At 66.1% G+C, this 16,330-nt stretch carries 12 protein-coding genes and 2 riboswitches; of the genes, 4 read left to right on the top strand and 8 right to left on the bottom strand.

Annotation, left to right across the window (positions count from 1 at the left end; all coding sequences use genetic code 11):
• The first annotated feature begins 115 nt into the window (after positions 1-115).
• Together GZH52_RS04725 and GZH52_RS04720 are read left to right on the top strand one after the other, a co-directional pair.
• A complete protein-coding gene (locus tag GZH52_RS04725; RefSeq protein ID WP_163315340.1) occupies positions 116-667 on the top strand; it encodes a PAS domain-containing protein in 552 nt (183 codons plus the stop codon).
• Positions 664-2,193: a methyl-accepting chemotaxis protein gene (locus GZH52_RS04720; RefSeq protein ID WP_163315339.1), complete on the top strand. Its 1,530-nt coding sequence runs from the start codon at positions 664-666 to the stop codon at positions 2,191-2,193. Before GZH52_RS04725 ends, GZH52_RS04720 begins: the two co-directional genes overlap by 4 nt.
• A 4-nt stretch (positions 2,194-2,197) precedes the next feature.
• Here the strand turns inward: GZH52_RS04720 and rpoS are convergent, their stop codons facing one another.
• Positions 2,198-3,160: an RNA polymerase sigma factor RpoS gene (gene rpoS / locus GZH52_RS04715; protein ID WP_163315338.1), complete on the bottom strand. Its 963-nt coding sequence runs from the start codon at positions 3,158-3,160 to the stop codon at positions 2,198-2,200.
• 174 nt (positions 3,161-3,334) lie between these two features.
• On the bottom strand, positions 3,335-6,148 hold the full coding sequence (locus GZH52_RS04710; RefSeq protein WP_163315337.1) for an EAL domain-containing protein: 2,814 nt from the start codon (positions 6,146-6,148) through the stop codon (positions 3,335-3,337).
• Positions 6,149-6,283: 135 nt separating this feature from the next.
• Between GZH52_RS04710 and GZH52_RS04705 the strand changes: the two genes are divergently transcribed.
• Together GZH52_RS04705 and ubiG are read left to right on the top strand one after the other, a co-directional pair.
• Complete coding sequence (locus GZH52_RS04705; RefSeq protein WP_163315336.1) at positions 6,284-7,615, top strand: TRZ/ATZ family hydrolase; 1,332 nt, start codon at positions 6,284-6,286, stop codon at positions 7,613-7,615.
• Positions 7,612-8,316, top strand: a complete 705-nt coding sequence (ubiG, locus tag GZH52_RS04700) for a bifunctional 2-polyprenyl-6-hydroxyphenol methylase/3-demethylubiquinol 3-O-methyltransferase UbiG (protein WP_163315335.1) — start codon at positions 7,612-7,614, stop codon at positions 8,314-8,316. The genes GZH52_RS04705 and ubiG overlap by 4 nt, the downstream gene beginning before the upstream one ends.
• Positions 8,317-8,382: 66 nt before the next feature.
• On the opposite strand, the gene GZH52_RS04695 is transcribed toward ubiG, so the two are convergent.
• The 6 genes from GZH52_RS04695 to GZH52_RS04670 form a co-directional block, all read right to left on the bottom strand.
• The gene (locus GZH52_RS04695; RefSeq protein ID WP_203525618.1) at positions 8,383-9,030 is read right to left on the bottom strand and encodes a TetR/AcrR family transcriptional regulator; all 648 of its coding nucleotides are present in this window, start codon (positions 9,028-9,030) and stop codon (positions 8,383-8,385) included.
• 401 nt (positions 9,031-9,431) lie between these two features.
• Positions 9,432-12,287: an aminomethyl-transferring glycine dehydrogenase gene (gene gcvP / locus GZH52_RS04690; RefSeq protein WP_163315333.1), complete on the bottom strand. Its 2,856-nt coding sequence runs from the start codon at positions 12,285-12,287 to the stop codon at positions 9,432-9,434.
• A gap of 74 nt (positions 12,288-12,361) precedes the next feature.
• Positions 12,362-12,748 carry a glycine cleavage system protein GcvH gene (gene gcvH, locus GZH52_RS04685; protein WP_163315332.1) on the bottom strand — a complete coding sequence of 129 codons (387 nt, stop codon included), beginning with the start codon at positions 12,746-12,748 and terminating at the stop codon, positions 12,362-12,364.
• A 51-nt stretch (positions 12,749-12,799) separates the two neighbouring features.
• On the bottom strand, positions 12,800-13,885 hold the full coding sequence (gene gcvT / locus GZH52_RS04680; protein ID WP_163315331.1) for a glycine cleavage system aminomethyltransferase GcvT: 1,086 nt from the start codon (positions 13,883-13,885) through the stop codon (positions 12,800-12,802).
• A gap of 33 nt (positions 13,886-13,918) precedes the next feature.
• Positions 13,919-14,024: riboswitch (glycine riboswitch) on the bottom strand.
• A gap of 10 nt (positions 14,025-14,034) precedes the next feature.
• A riboswitch (glycine riboswitch) is annotated at positions 14,035-14,128 on the bottom strand.
• 82 nt (positions 14,129-14,210) lie between these two features.
• Positions 14,211-15,161, bottom strand: a complete 951-nt coding sequence (arcC, locus tag GZH52_RS04675; protein ID WP_136551889.1) for a carbamate kinase — start codon at positions 15,159-15,161, stop codon at positions 14,211-14,213.
• A gap of 104 nt (positions 15,162-15,265) precedes the next feature.
• Positions 15,266-16,273, bottom strand: a complete 1,008-nt coding sequence (locus GZH52_RS04670) for an ornithine carbamoyltransferase (protein WP_163315330.1) — start codon at positions 16,271-16,273, stop codon at positions 15,266-15,268.
• Between the last annotated feature and the right edge of the window lie 57 nt (positions 16,274-16,330).

The following is a 16,330-nucleotide window of genomic DNA, read 5'->3' as shown; positions in this document are numbered from 1 at the left end:
TCCGGCAGCCGACTCGGTACGCCCAGCGCCATGCACAAAAACCACTATCATTGACATGGGCATAACTATAAAATCCTAGCCATAAACAATAGCACTCAATGACCCAGCGCTAGCCATGAAACCCCGCCTCACGCCTACCGGCCAGGAAGTCAGCTTCCCCGCCGACGAATTGATCGTCAGCAAGACCGACCTCTCCGGCCGCATCACCTACGTCAACCGCGTGTTCATGCGGGTCTGCAATTACCCTGAAGAAGCGTTGCTCGGCGTACAGCACAATATCGTCCGCCACCCGGACATGCCGCGCGGCGCGTTCCGGCTGATGTGGGACGCACTGAAGGGCGGCCGCGAGTTCTTCGGCATCGTCAAGAACATGACCGCCGACGGACACCACTACTGGGTGTTCGCCAACGTCACCATCGACCGCAGGCAAGGCCAGCCGGTCGGCTATTTCTCGGTGCGGCGGCAGGCGCCGGCGCAGGCGATTACGGTTGTCGAGCCACTCTACCGGCAAATGCTGGATATCGAGCGCGCCACATCCGCCGCCGACGCGCCCGCCGCGTCGCTTGCCTGGCTCGAAGGGCAGCTTGCCGGGCTTGGCGTCAACTACGAGACCTTTGTGCTCGACCTCTACAACCGCCATAACCACGCACAGGGAAGCTACCGATGAGCCGCCCGCAGACCGAACAATTGCTGCGCTCGACCAGCCAGGTAAGCCGGCGCACCCCCTTTCTCGAGCACAAGTTCTCGGCGGCCTGCGTGGTCTTCGTGACGATGGTGCTGGTACTGGCCGTACACAGCATCATTCAGCGCGGCGTCGGCATTGCCAACATCCTGGTGCCACTGCTGGCGGTCGTCTTCGCCGTGTATGCCTGGCGCCAGCAGCAACGCCCGCTCGCGGTGCTCGCCGAGATCGACCGCGTCCTGCAAAAGGCCGCTCACGGCGAAACCCACGTCCGCATCACGAATACCAAGGGCCTCGGCGAAATCGGCAAGGTCGCGTGGAGCCTGAACGAGTTGCTCGACGTGCTCGAAGCGCACTCGAAGGAGATCGCCACCTGTTTCGAACGGGCAAGCCAGGGCGACTACAGCCGGCGCGCGCTCACCGACGGCATGCCCGGCGAATTCGCGCTGTCGATGCACAGCGTCAACGTCGCGATGAAGGCGATGCAGGAAGCGGCCGAATTCGACGCGAAGAACCGCCTGTCCAGCCAGTTGCACACGCTCAACACCGGCAACCTGTTGCGCAACCTCAAGGGCAACCAGCAGGACCTGTTGCGCGCCAGCGCCGAGATGAACAGCGTACTGTCGGTCGCAGAAGGCAACCGCGACGGTGCGCAGGCAAGCCGGCAAGCCGTCGAGGATCTGGACGGCGAGTTCGACGAGATCAACCGCCGGATGCAGCAGCTCTCGCAAAGCGCGCGCGAACTGGGCGACGCCAGCGGCAGCATCGTCGGCGCGGTGCGCCTGATCACCGAAATCACCGAACAGACCAACCTGCTCGCGCTGAACGCCGCGATCGAGGCGGCGCGCGCCGGCGAAGTCGGCCGCGGCTTCGCGGTGGTGGCCGACGAAGTGCGCAAGCTGGCCGACCGCACACACAGCGCGACCCGCGAGATCGGTTCCATCGTCGAGCGCCTGAGCCAGCGTGTCGAGGCGATGGTCGAACAGACGCAGGCGACGGTCAGCCAGAGCGCGTCGGCCAGCCAGCGGGTCGCCGGTTTCAGGGCCGAATTCGACGAGGTGGCCGCAGCCGCGCAATCGACCATCGACAGCCTGTCGCGCGCGAAAGACACCGCGTTCTCGTCGCTGGTCAAGCTCGACCATATCATCTACATGCAGAACAGCTATATCGGACTCGAGCAGGGCGGCACCGGCGCCCAGGCGGACGAGACCGACGTCCCGCACGACGAATGCAGGCTCGGGCGCTGGTACCACGGAGGGGAAGGACGTGCCCGCTACGCGCAGCGGCCGGGCTTCGCCGAACTGGAGAAACCGCATGCCCGGGTCCACGACCATGTGCGCGCGGCGATGCGGGCGGTCAAGGGAGACTGGCTGCGCGACAGGACGGTGCTGGAGGAGGTGGTCGGCCATATGCGCGAGGCCGAGCACGCGAGCGCCGACGTGACCGCGGCGATCGGCCGCGTCTTCGAGCCGGTGCCCGCCTCCGGCCAGCCGGGCCGCGCAACCGTCTGAGCGGCTACTCGTGCGAAAGCACTTCGGCACCGACCCCGTGCCTGCGCAGCACCCTGCGCAGCAGGTCGAGGGATTCTAGCTGGATCTGCCTGACCCGTTCGCGGGTCAGGCCCAGTTCGCCGGCCAAGTCTTCCAGCGTACGGACCTCGCGGTCGTTCAGGCCGTAGCGGTGCTCGATGATCAGCCGCTGCTTGGGCGAAAGCTCTGAGAGCCAGCCCTCCAGGTGGATCTCCATCCGCTTCAGGTGCAGCGCCGTCTCGGGCATCACCTGCCGCTCGTCGGCGATCGCGTCGCCGACCGTCAACATAGGGTCTTCCGCCAGCGGCGCGTCGAGTGACGCCGCCCGCTCGTTCAACTGCAAGAGTTCGCGCACCTCGGCGACCGGCGCCCCCGCTTCTGCGGCGATCTCGTCGGCCGTAGGCTCGCAGCCATGCAGTGCCTCGAGCCGGCGGCGGATCCGCAGGTAGACGTTCAGCTGCTTGATCACATGCACCGGCAGGCGGATAGTGCGCGACTGGTTCATGATCGCGCGCTCGATGTTCTGGCGGATCCACCAGGTCGCGTAGGTCGAGAAACGGAAGCCGCGGCCGGGGTCGAACTTGTCGAGCGCGTGCATCAAGCCCAGGTTGCCCTCCTCGATCAGGTCGAGCATGGGCAGGCCGCGGTTGACGTAGCGCTTGGCGATATTGACGACCAGCCTCAGGTTGCGCGACACCATTTCCTGGCGGGCGTCGAAGTCGCCGGCCACCGCACGCTCCGCCAGCGCCCGCTCCTCGGCCGGCTTGAGCAGGCTCTGCCGGCCGATGTCGTTGAGATAGACCTGGGTGATGTCGGTCGACTCTTCCGGTGGCTCGACCGTTTCTGCCGCGGCGGCCTCGGTTCCCTCCTCCTCGCGCAGCGCCTCGGCCGCCTCGAACTCGTAGCCGTCGTCAGACTGGGCGTCTGCTGTCAGGTCGGAAAGACTCATTCTTCCTCCTTGCGAAAGCGGCTGGCCTGCCTGGGCAAGCGGGTGGCATGTCTTCAATTGATAGGAGAAAACCTCCGGATATTCAAAAAAATTAATGACGTGCATATATCTGGCGACCGGTAGGCGGAAAAAAACCCGGCTCGGGAAGCCGGGTTTGCGCAAGGAACGCGGGCTTTACGGCACAGGGGCCAGCACCCGGCTCCCCGAGCACAGCAGCCGGGCGCAGTCCTCGGCCGGCAGCGGTTTCGAGCAGAAATAGCCCTGGACCGTGTCGCAGCCTTCGGCAGCCAGCAGCGCCCATTGCGCGCGCGTCTCCACGCCCTCGGCGACGACCCGCATATTGAGGCTGGCCGCCATGCTGATGACGGTGCGGGTAATCGCCGCGTCGTCGGCGTCGTGCGGCAAGTCCTTGATGAAGGATCGGTCGATCTTCAGCGTGCCGGCCTTCAGCCGCTTGAGGTAGGCCAAACTGGAGTAACCGGTACCGAAGTCGTCGATCGACAGGCTCACGCCCAGCGCATGGATCGCCTCGAGCAGCGCCGTCGTCTGCGGCACGTCTTCCATGATCAGGCTCTCGGTCACCTCGAGGTCCAGCCACTCGGCGTCCAGTCGGTAACGCTCCAGCACTTCGGCGATGGAGTCGACCAGATCGGGCTGCCTGAACTGCAGCGCGGACAGGTTGACGCCGACCCGCACCAACGGCAGCCCCTCATCGCGCCAGCGCGCCAGTTGCGCGCACGCCTCGTCCAGCACCCAGCCGCCGATCCCGACGATCAGCCCGCTGTCCTCGGCGACGTCGATGAACTGCAGCGGGCCGAGCAGGCCGCGTTCCGGGTGCTGCCAGCGCACGAGGGCCTCGACGCCGACGATGCGCCCGCTCTTCATGTCGACCTGCGGCTGGTAGTGCAGCACGAACTCGCCGGATGCGAGCGCATGCCGCAACTGCGCCTCCACCTGCAGCCTCTCGCGTGCACGCGCGTTCAGGTCGGCAGTGTAGAAACGGACCTGACCGCGGCCGCTGCCCTTGGCGTGGTACATGGCCGCATCGGCGTTGCGCACCAGCGTGTCAAAATCCTGTCCGTCCTGCGGGTACAGGCTGATGCCGATACTGGCCGACGCCTGCACCGGATGGCCGTCGATCTCGACCGGGGACGCCAGCGCCTGCTGGATCCGGCAGGCGGCGCCCAGCGCGTCGTCGGCAGAGGCGAGCCTAGGCAGCAGCACGATGAATTCGTCGCCGCCCTGCCGCCCGACAATCTGGCCGGCGTCGAGCACGGCGGCCAGACGGTCGGCGGCGACACGAAGCAGCATGTCGCCAGCCTGATGCCCCAGCGACTCGTTGACCGTCTTGAAGCGGTCCAGGTCGAGCAGCAGCAGCGCCGCGCAACCCGCGCCCTCCTGCTGGATGACGAGCGAAGAGCGCTCCTGCAACTGGGTACGGTTGGGCAGGCCGGTCAGCGCGTCGAAATGCGCGAGGTAATCGATGCGCTCGTCGGCGGCGCGCCGCTCGCTCTCGTCGCTGCAGACGGCGACAAAATGGCTGAGCTCGCCGCCCTCGTCGTGCACGGCGTTGATCACCAGCCATTGCGGATAGATCTCTCCGCTACGCCGGCGGTTGCTCAGTTCGCCCTGCCACTGGCCTTCGCTCAGCAATTGCTGCCACATCTGCCGGTAGAAGGCGGCGTCCTGCAAGCCGGATGAGAACATCGCCGGCGTGCGGCCGACCATTTCCTGCTCGCTGTAGCCGCTGATGCGGGTGAGCGCCCGGTTGGCGCTGCGGATCACCCCGGCAGCGTCGGTAATCAGGATGCCTTCGGCGGTATTGTCGAACACCTTGCCCGCCAGTTGCAGGCGGGCCTTCGCTTCGCGCTGGCTGGAGATGTCGCGCACCATCCGCCACACGCCTGTCGTCCCGCTGCTGTCGTCCCTGGTCGCGACCGCCTTCACGCTGACCGGGAAGTGCCGGCCCAGGCGGTCGACGTACTCGGTCTCGTATTCGTCGCAGTAACCGCGCGTCCACACTTCTTCGTGCAGTCGCCGCTCCTCATCCGTCCTCGCGCCCTCGGCCAGCAGCGGCCAGAACCCGAGCCGGCGCAACTGCTCGGCCGAATAGCCGGTCATCGCGAGGAACGCCGGGTTCGCGTCGATCACCTGGGCGTTCGCGTCGCAGATCAGGATGCCGTCGAGGCTGGAATGGAATAACTCGCGGTATTTGCCCTCGGAGCGGCGCAAGGCCTCCTCGACCTCGCGCCGGTGGCGGATATCCTCCTGCAGGGCGCGGGTCTTGTCGCCCAGTTCGGCCAGAAGCCTGCGCAACTCGCTGCGTGCCCATTCCAGGTGGCGGCCGACCGCACCCAGTTCGTCCGGCCTGCGCCACTCGAAGGCCTGCTCCAGACGCAGCGCGGCCAGTTCGCCTGCCTGCGCCGAGAGCTGCTGCATCGGCCGCAGGAAGCGCGAGTTAAGGATGGCCATGATCAGCACGATGGAAAGTACGAGCTGCGCAAGCACGATCAGCAGCAGCGACACCAGCTGCCGCTCCAGCGTCTCGTCCAGGTGGCGGGTGTCAAAGGCGATGCGTACCACGCCGATGGTCTCGCCGCGGTGCACGACGGGCCGCTCGAATACCGCGCCCGGGTGCGCCTGCGGGGTTTCACGCTGAGAGGACAGGAAAGGGGCACCGCTGAGCGTGTCGTAGACCTGCACCGACAGCACCCGCTTGTCGTCCATCACCGACTCGAGCAAGGGGGAGCCCGACTGGCGGTTCAGGTTCCACAGCGGCTCCTGCATGCCAAACGACACGATTTCCAGCATGCGCTGCTGCTCGTGGCCGAAGCGCTCGACCAACTGGTCGCGCTGCACGCGGTAGCCGAACACGCTGGCGAGCAGCGCGGGGATCAGCAGGCCGACGACGACAGCCAGCAAAAACAGCTGGCGCAGGCTCAACCGCGACAGGATGGAATTCTCGGTGGACGGCACGGGAAGTGGCAAACGTTCAAGCCTCAACGGGTCATCAATGCGCGCGCGGCGCACGCGGCACCGCCGACGGGGAATCCGGCGCCTCGGGTTGCCGAAGCGCGCCCCCCCTCCTACAATCGCCCCAACTTTGCAAATTAGGTGAACATCATGGCTGACCACGGCTTCGACCTGCTGATCTCGGCCCGCTGGATGATCCCCGTCGAGAACGACGGAGAGATTCTGGAGGATTATTCCGTCGCCATCAATAACGGTGAAATTATTTCCTTATTAAATCCCACCGAGTCAGCCGCGGTAAACGCTGAAAAAAGGGTCCGCCTGGACCACCATGTGCTGATGCCGGGCCTCGTCAACCTGCACGGCCACAGCGCGATGACCCTGCTGCGCGGCCTCGCCGACGACAAGGCGCTGATGGACTGGCTGCAGAACCATATCTGGCCGGCCGAGGCCGCGCATGTCGCCGACGATTTCGTGTTCGACGGTGCGCTGCTCGCCATGGCGGAAATGATCCGTGGCGGCACGACCACCATCAACGACATGTACTTCTACCACGGCGCCATGGCACGCGCGGGCCTCGCCTCGGGCATGCGTACCTTCGTCGGTGCGACCGTCCTCGAGTTCCCGACCAACTACGCGCAGAACGCCGACGAGTACCTGAGCCGCGCACTGGAAGAGCGGCGCGAATTCCTCGGCGAGGAGCTGGTGACCTTCACGCTGGCGCCGCACGCCCCGTACACGGTGTCCGACGACACCTTCCGCAAGGTGGTGACGCTGGCCGAAGAGCAGGACATGCTGATCCACTGCCATATCCACGAGACGGCCGGCGAAGTCGAAGACGCCCGGCGCGAGCAGCACCAGCGCCCGCTCGCCCGCCTCAAGGCGCTCGGCCTGCTGTCGCCGCGCCTGATCGCCGCGCACATGGTGCACCTGGATAAGGACGAGATCGAACTGGCCGCCCGCCACGGGGTGTCGGTCGCGCACAACCCGACCTCGAACATGAAGCTCGCCTCCGGCATCGCGCCGGTACCGGCCCTGCTGGCCGCCGGCGTCAACGTCGGCATCGGCACCGACGGCGCCGCGTCGAACAACAAGCTTGACATGCTCGCCGAACTGCGCCAGGCCGCGCTGCTGGCCAAGGTCGGCACGCTGGACCCGACCGCGGTGCCGGCGGCGACCGCGCTGAAGATGGCGACGCTGGGCGGCGCGCGCGCGCTGGGCATCGGCGACAAGGTCGGCAGCATCCGCGCGGGCAAGGATGCCGACCTGATCGCGATCGACCTCGAAGCAGTCGAAACCTCGCCGGCATTCGACCCGATCTCGCACGTGGTCTACGCGGCCGGCCGCGAACAGGTCAGCCATGTCTGGGTCAAGGGACGACCGTTGATGCGGGCACGCACCCTCACCACGCTGGATACCGGTGCGCTGCTCGAAAATGCGGCGCGCTGGCGCGAACGGATACTTGGCAAGGGGAAAACGGCATGACCGACAACGTCGACGCGCAGGAACTGGAGAAATTCAGCCAGCTCGCGCACAAATGGTGGGACAAGGACAGCGAATTCAAGCCGCTGCACGCGATCAACCCGGCCAGGCTCGCCTTCGTCGAGCGGCTGTGCGGCGGCCTTGCCGGCAAGCAGGTGCTTGACGTCGGCTGCGGCGGCGGCATCCTTGCCGAGAGCATGGCATCCGCCGGTGCTACCGTCACCGGCATTGACCTGGCCAAGAAGTCGCTGAAGGTCGCCCAGTTGCACAGCCTGGACAGCGGCGTCGCCGTCGACTACCGCTGCATCTCGGCCGAGGCACTCGCGGCGGAGGCGCCCGCCTCGTTCGACGTGGTCACCTGCATGGAAATGCTCGAACACGTCCCGAGCCCGCACAGCATCGTGCAAAGCTGCGCGGCGCTGGTCAAACCGGGTGGCCTGGTGGTGTTCTCGACGCTCAACCGCAACCTCAAGTCCTACCTGCTCGCCGTGGTCGGTGCCGAATATGTGCTGGGACTGCTCGGGCGCGGCACGCACGACTACGCGCGCTTTTTGAAGCCGTCCGAACTGTCGCGCATGGCGCGCGACTGCCGCTTGCAGACCCTTGACGTGAGGGGGATGCAATACAACCCGCTCACCGGCGCCTGCACGCTGTCGGATGACACCGACGTCAACTACCTGATCGCCTGCCGCCGCGCCGGGTGAACGGCGCCCCGCCAGACGAAAAAAGACCGCGCAAGGCGCGGTCTTTTTCATGGCAAGCACAGCCGGTCAAGCCAGGGGCGCCGCGATCGGCACCTCGTACACCGGGTTGGCGGTGTCCGCGCCCTTGCGCGCGATGCGCGCGAGCTCCTGGTGCAGGATGGACTGCAGCCACTGCTCGCGCAGCGGCATCGGGTCGATACCGCCGGCGCTGTTGGCAAGCGCACCGTACAGCGACATGCCGTGGTAGGTGGTCGCCATCGTCAGCGTCATCGCGACGAATTCGCTGTTGCCCGCGTAAGCCGGGAAGTAGGTCCCCAGCAAGGCGATGAAGCGGTCGCGCTGGTGCAAGGCGTCCTCAGCGAGCAAGTTCGCGAGCTCGGGCTGGGTACGCGCGGCCATCATCAGCTCCATCAGCACCACGTAGTAGCGCTCGGCGACCATCGCCCGCAGCATGCACAACAGCTTGTCTTCGTCGGACGTCTGTGCGGGCAGCGCGGCGAGGTCGGCGGCGGCACGGTCGAACAACAGGTCGACCGTGCGGCTGTGCACCAGCTTCATCAGCTCGTTCTTGGTCGCGAAATGGCGGAACAGCGCGCCCTGCGACATTTCTGCACGCTGGCAGATGATCTGCACGCTGGCGCCCTGGTAGCCCAGTTCGTTGATGCAGTCGATAGCCGACGCGACGAGCTTGCCGATGGTGCCCTCGCGGCGCATTTGTTGGGTTCTTCTGGTTTGGGTCATGGTCTTCACTCTGCGTGAGCGGGATCGCGGCGGCGATCATAGCAGAAAATTCCATTTAGGTATCAACAGGCAACGAGCACATGCTCTCGCTATCGACCACCCGGGCGTTTTCCGCGTACGCGATGCACACCACAAAAAAACAAACATCAATAAAAACATCAGGTTAGCAATTCAGGCGATGCTTTCCACCCCCTGCCGCCTGTTGCAAAAAGGCAAAGGCATTCTCTCTAATATGCACCAGACTGCCTGTCGTCAAGCTCGCCGGCCAGCGCTACCGCATGCGGTGCCAGCCGCATGCGCCAAGAGTACGCGGCACAAAAAAAACCCGCAAGCATTAGCTTGCGGGTACTCGCTACAAATTAAATGCATGCCGCTTAGGCGTAACTATCCGTCGACGGGCAACTGCACACCAGATTGCGGTCGCCGTACACGTCGTCGATGCGGTTGACCGCCGGCCAGAACTTGTTGTCCAGCACGTAGGCCAGCGGGAAGAATGCCTGTTCGCGGCTGTACGGGCGCTGCCAGTCGGCGGCGATATCGGCCTTGCCGTGCGGCGCGTTGACCAGCGGGTTGTTGTCCGCCGGCCATACGCCGTCCTCCACTGCCTGCACCTCGGCGCGGATGGCGATCATCGCGTCGATGAAGCGGTCGAGCTCGGCCCTGTTCTCGCTCTCGGTCGGCTCGATCATCAGCGTGCCCGCCACCGGGAAGCTCATCGTCGGCGCGTGGAAGCCGTAGTCCATCAGGCGCTTGGCGATGTCGACCTCGGTCACGCCGGAGGCCGCCTTCAGGGGGCGCAGGTCGATGATGCACTCGTGCGCGACGCGGCCGTTCTTGCCGGTGTAGAGCACCGGGTAATGCGCCGAGAGGCGGTCGGCGACGTAGTTCGCGTTCAGGAGCGCGTGTTCGGTCGCCAGGCGCAGGCCGTGGCCGCCCATCATCGTGATGTACATCCACGAGATCGGCAGGATGGACGCCGAGCCGAACGGAGCGGCCGACACCGCGCCCTGCCCCGGCACCGCGCCGGGCACGGCGCTGACCACATGGTCCGCCATGAAGGGGGCCAGGTGCGTCTTCATGCCGATCGGCCCCATGCCCGGGCCGCCGCCGCCGTGCGGGATGCAGAAGGTCTTGTGCAGGTTCATGTGCAGCACGTCGGCGCCGATGTCGGCCGGGCGCATCAGGCCGACCTGTGCGTTCATGTTCGCGCCGTCCATATAGACCTGGCCGCCGAAGCCGTGGATAAGCGCGCAGATGTCGATGATCGCCTCTTCGTACACGCCGTGGGTCGACGGATAGGTGATCATCAGCGCGCCCAGCTTGTCGGCGTGCTGCTCAGCCTTCGCGCGCAGGTCGGACAGGTCGACGTTGCCCAGCTCGTCACACTTCACCACCACCACCTGCATGCCGAGCATCTGCGCGGTCGCCGGGTTGGTGCCGTGGGCAGACTGCGGGATCAGGCACACGTCGCGGTGCGCGTCGCCCCGGCTCGCGTGGTAGCGGCGGATCGCCAACAGGCCCGCGTATTCGCCGGACGCGCCGGAGTTCGGCTGCATCGAGATCGCGTCAAAGCCGGTGATCGCCTTGAGCTGGTCAGCCAGGCCCTCGATCATCTCGAGGTAGCCCGCCGCCTGCTCGCGCGGGCAGAACGGGTGCAGTTCGGCAAACTCGGGCCAGGTGACCGGGATCATCTCGGCGACCGCGTTCAGCTTCATCGTGCAGCTGCCCAGCGAGATCATCGAGTGGTTGAGCGCGAGGTCGCGGTTTTCCAGGCGCTTCAGGTAGCGCAGCATGCCGTGCTCGGTGTGGTACTGCTTGAACACCGGATGCGCAAGGATGGCCGACTCGCGCGTGAGAGCCGCCGGCAGCGCGTCGGCCGCCTCGGCGTCGAGCACGGCAAGGTCGGGGCGTACGCCGGTGAAGCACTCGATCAGGAAGGCGAGGTCATCCGCGCTCGCCTGCTCGTGGAAGGCGACCGCGAGCGCGTCCTGCCCGATGCGGCGCAGGTTGTAGCCCGCGGCCAGCGCCCGCGCGTAGACGGCGTCGGCATGGCCGTCCATCGCAACGTGGACGGTATCGAAGAAACGCTCGTGCACGAGCTTGCCGCCCGCGGCCTTCACCGCGTGGGCGAACATCGCCGCCAGCCGGTGGATACGGCGGGCGATGCGCGCGAGGCCTGCCGGTCCGTGGTAGACGGCGTACATGCCGGCGATGTTGGCCAGCAGCACTTGCGAGGTGCAGATATTCGAGTTCGCCTTCTCGCGGCGGATATGCTGCTCGCGGGTCTGCAGCGCCATGCGCAGCGCGGTCTTGCCGCGCGCGTCGACCGACACGCCGATGATGCGGCCCGGCGCCGCGCGCTTCATGTTCTCGCGGAACGCGAAATAGGCCGCGTGCGGGCCGCCGAAGCCCATCGGCACGCCAAAGCGCTGGGTCGAACCCACCGCGACGTCGGCGCCCAGCTCGCCCGGCGACTTGAGCAACACCAGCGCCATGATGTCGGCGGCCACCGCAACCACCGCGCCCTTGGCCTTGGCCGCGGCGATCGGCGAAGCCAGATCGATCAGGTCGCCCTCTTCACCCGGGTACTGGAACAGTGCGCCGAAGTGTTCGGCCACACCCGCCGCCTCCGGCTGGCCGACCACCAGCTCGAAGCCAAAGTACTCGGCACGGGTGCGCATCACGTCCAGCGTCTGCGGCAGCACGCGGCAGTCGACGAAGAAGGTGTTCGACTTGGACTTCGACACCCGGCGCGCCATCGCCATCGCCTCGGCGGCGGCGGTCGCCTCGTCGAGCAGGGACGCGTTGGCCATCGGCAGCCCGGTCAGGTCGATCACCATCTGCTGGTAATTGAGCAGCGCCTCGAGGCGGCCCTGCGCGATCTCCGCCTGATACGGCGTGTACGCGGTGTACCAGCCCGGATTTTCCAGCACGTTGCGCAGGATCACGTTGGGCAGCAGGGTCGGATGGTAGCCCAGTCCGATAAAGGACTTGGCGACGGTATTCTTGGTGGCCACCTTCTTGAGGGCGGTCAGCGCCTCGACTTCGCTTACCGCGCCGGGCAGCGCGAGCGGGCCGTTCAGGCGGATCGCGGCGGGGACGGTCTGGCTGATCAGTTCATCGAGGCTCGCAACGCCCAGTTGCGCACACATGGCGGCGCGGTCGGCGTCGTCCGGCCCGATATGGCGGCCGATGAATTCTTCGTGGTTATAGAGTTGTTCGAGCGACATCTGGCGTGGCTCCGGCAAGAATCGGATGGGACGGCAAAAAAATGCCCCGGCCCAAAGGCCGGGGCTTGCGCGGATCAGGCGCCGATCTCGGCGGCGTAGGCCGCGGCGTCGAGCAGGCTGTCCAGGTCGGCAGCGTTGGCCGGGCGGATGCGGAAGAACCAGCCTTCGCCGTACGGCTCGCTGTTGGCAAGTTCCGGCGTGCCTTCCAGCGCCTCGTTCACCGCCAGCACTTCGCCCGCGATCGGCGCGTACACGTCGGAAGCGGCCTTGACCGACTCGACCACGCCGGCCTGCTCTTCGGCCGCCAGTTGCGCGCCGACTTTCGGCAGTTCGACAAACACGATGTCGCCCAGCAGTTCCTGCGCGTGCTCGGTGATGCCGACCGTCACGCTACCGTCGGCTTCCAGGCGCAGCCACTCGTGGCTGGTGACATACTTCAGTTCGGCGGGGATATTGCTCATTTCATTTCTCCATGTAGACAGATTGAAGCCGCGGGTCTCAGGCCCGTGCCCTTACTCGAATACTTTCTTGCCGCCGCGCACGAACGGCAGCTTGACGACGCGCACCGGAGTCAGCGTGCCGCGCAGGTCGACCGTGGCGCTCTCGCCGGTCGCAAAGGGCACGCGTGCGATCGCGATCGAATGGCCGAGGGTCGGCGAGAAGGTCCCGCTGGTAATCACGCCTTCGCCGACACCCTCGACGACGACGCGCTGGCCTTCGCGCAGCACGCCGCGCCCCTCGAGCACCAGCCCGACCTGCCGCATGGCGACGCCGGCAGCGAGCTTGGCTTCCAGCGCCTGGCGGCCGATAAAGTCGCGCCCGTCCTTCATCGCCAGCGTCCAGCCCATGCCGGCTTCGAGCGGGCTGACCGTCTCGTCCATGTCGTGGCCGTACAGATTCATGCCGGCTTCGAGGCGCAGCGTGTCGCGCGCGCCCAGGCCGATCGGCTCGACGCCCAGCGCCAACAGTTCACGGAAGAAGGCTGCGGCATCGCCTGCCGGCAGCATGATCTCGACGCCGTCTTCGCCGGTGTAACCGGTACGCGCGACGAACCACGCGTCGAACGGCAGCCCCTGGAACACCTTGAGCGAACGGATGGCGTCGGCCCACTGCGGACGCGCGGCGCACACCCGCTCGACGGCGGCCGGCCCCTGCACGGCGAGCATCGCCAGGTCCTTGCGCGGGGTCAGCGTCACGGCAAAGCCTTCGGCCTGCCTAGTCATCCATGCGAGATCCTTGTCGGTGGTGCCGGCGTTGACGACCATGCGGTAGCCGTCGTCCGCCAGGTAGACGATCAGGTCGTCGACCACGCCGCCATCCTCGTTGAGCATGCCGGAGTACAGCGCCTTGCCGGTGAAACCGAGCTTGGCGACGTCGTTAGCGATCAGCTTCTGCAGCCAGGCCTTGGCGTCGGCACCGGTGATGTCGACCACGGTCATGTGCGAGACGTCGAACACGCCGGCGCCGGTACGCACGGTGTTGTGTTCCTTCAGCTGGGAGCCGTAATGGATGGGCATCTCCCAACCGGCGAAATCGACCATCTTCGCGCCGGCGGCCAGATGTTCTTCGTAGAGGGGGGTACGGCGGGCTGCACTCATGAGGCGTCCTTGCAAAGGGGAAATAGCGTCCATAGACACCCCTCTGTCCGGTCACCTGAGATTTTCCGGCGAAGCGTGTCTCGCCGTTAGCCCCTTCGGTGGGTGCCGCGTACGGGCACCGCTCTCCAGAGTTGGCGGGCCGTTGCCGGCCCGATGATGCAGTCCTTTTGCCTGAGCGATTGTGCGGGTGCGCTTGCGCCTTCGGCGGCGGCGCCTGGCGCCGCTCTCTCCTGCATGATGCGCGGATTATCGTTGCAGATCGGGTAAAAAGGCAAGGACGCCCGCGCAGGCATCGTGATCCCCGCGCGGGCGTCCCGTCAAAGGCTCAGTACCACTCGATGCCGTTGACCTCGGTGGTCACCACCGTGCCGGCCTCGCCCTTGACGATCTTCTCGATGTCCTCGAGCGCGCCGATCACCGCGCGCTTGCCGGTCATGCGGGCGAACTCGCACGCGGCCTCGACTTTCGGCCCCATCGAGCCGGCCGCAAAACCGAGCTTGTCCATCTCGTCCGGGTGTGCGCGCTTGATCGCCTTGGCGTCCGGCGTGCCCCAGCCGACGAACACGGTCGGCACGTCGGTCGCGATCACGAAGTAGTCGGCGTCGATCTCGCGGGCGAGCAGGCAGGAGGCGAGGTCCTTGTCGATCACCGCCTCGACGCCGACCAGCGTCTTGCCGCTCTCGTCGTACATGGTCGGGATGCCGCCGCCGCCGGCGGCGATCACCACCACGCCCTTCTCGATCAGCCACTTGATCGGGCGCATCTCGAAGATGCGCTTCGGCTTCGGGCTGGGCACCACGCGGCGGTAGTACTCGCCGTCGGCCTTGACCGTCCACCCCATCTGCTTGGCCATGCCCTCGGCTTCTTCCTTCGAGTACACCGGGCCGACGAACTTGGTCGGGTTGGCAAAGGCCGGGTCTTTCGGATCGACCTCGGTCTGGGTCAGGATGGTCGCGATCGGCACCTCGAACGGCAGTTCGTTGCCGAGCTCCTGCTCGACCATATAGCCGATCATGCCCTCGGTCTGCGCGCCGAGCACGTCGAGCGGATAAGGCGTCACCGACTTGTCGACGTGGCGCGCGTACGCGTCGTTCTGCAGCCCAAGCAGGCCGACTTGCGGGCCGTTGCCGTGGCACATCACCAGGTTGTGCCCGAGGCGGGTCACCGCGGCCAGTTGCTTGGCGGCGATCTTCACGTTGTTGCGCTGGTTTTCCGCGGTCATGGCCTCGCCACGACGTTGCAGGGCGTTGCCGCCCAAAGCGACGACTACTCGCATGATGCTTCCTTTCCTTGCGCCGCCGGTGACGGCGCCCATGGAACAAAGCCGGCCCGTCCACGGGCCGGCTCCACACCTATACACAGGATTAAACGGACGCCCGCTCAGTCGCCGATCGTCGCCACCATGATGGCCTTGATCGTATGCATGCGGTTTTCCGCCTGCTCGAAAGCGATACACGCCGAGCCTTCGAACACCTCGTCGCTGACCTCGATGCCGTCGGCGAACTGCGGGTACTGCGCGGCGATCTGCTTGCCGACCTTGGTCTTCGAGTTGTGGAACGCCGGCAGGCAGTGCATGAACTTCACGTTCGGGTTGCCGGACGCGGCCATCAGTTTGGCGTCTACGCGGAACGGGGTCAGCAACTTGATGCGCTCGCCCCAGCTTTCGATCGGCTCGCCCATCGACACCCACACGTCGGTGTGGATGAAGTCGACCCCCTTGACCGCGACTGCCGGATCTTCGGTCACCGTCAGGCGTGCACCGGTGCTCTTGCAGATTTCCTGGCAATGCTTGACCAGTTCGGGGTCCGGCGACAAGCCGGCCGGCCCGCCGATGCGTACGTCCATCCCCAACAGGCAGCCGATCACCATCAGCGAGTGGCCCATATTGTTGCGGGCATCACCGACGTAGGCGTAGGCGATCTGGCTCATCGGCTTGTCGCAGTTCTCGGTCATGGTCAACACGTCGCACAGCATCTGCGTCGGGTGCCAGGCGTCGGTCAGACCGTTGTAGACCGGCACGCTCGAGTACTTGGCCAGTTCCTCGACGTCCTCCTGCGCGAAGCCGCGGAACTCGATGCCGTCGTAGAAGCGGCTGAGCACGCGCGCGGTGTCGGCGATGCTCTCCTTGTGGCCCAGCTGCGAGCTGGACGGGTCGATATAGGTGACGTGCGCGCCCTGGTCGTGCGCGGCGACCTCGAACGAGCAGCGGGTACGCGTCGAGGTCTTCTCGAAGATCAGCGCGATGTTCTTGCCCTTCATCCGCTGCACCTCGTTGCCGCCGTATTTGGCGCGCTTGAGGTCACGCGACAGGTCGAGCAGGTAACGCAGTTCGCGCGGGGTGAAATCGAGTTCTTTCAGGAAGTGACGACCTTTGAGATTGAAAGCCATGTTGTTTGCTCCATCGGTAAGGGTACAACCACATGTCCTGCCCGCGGCTGCGGGCAG

This window comes from Crenobacter caeni, assembly GCF_010435965.1.
Classification (GTDB): domain Bacteria; phylum Pseudomonadota; class Gammaproteobacteria; order Burkholderiales; family Chromobacteriaceae; genus Craterilacuibacter; species Craterilacuibacter caeni.
The sequence above is the reverse complement of the archived record's forward strand: the minus strand, read 5'-3'. Positions and strand labels throughout refer to the sequence as shown.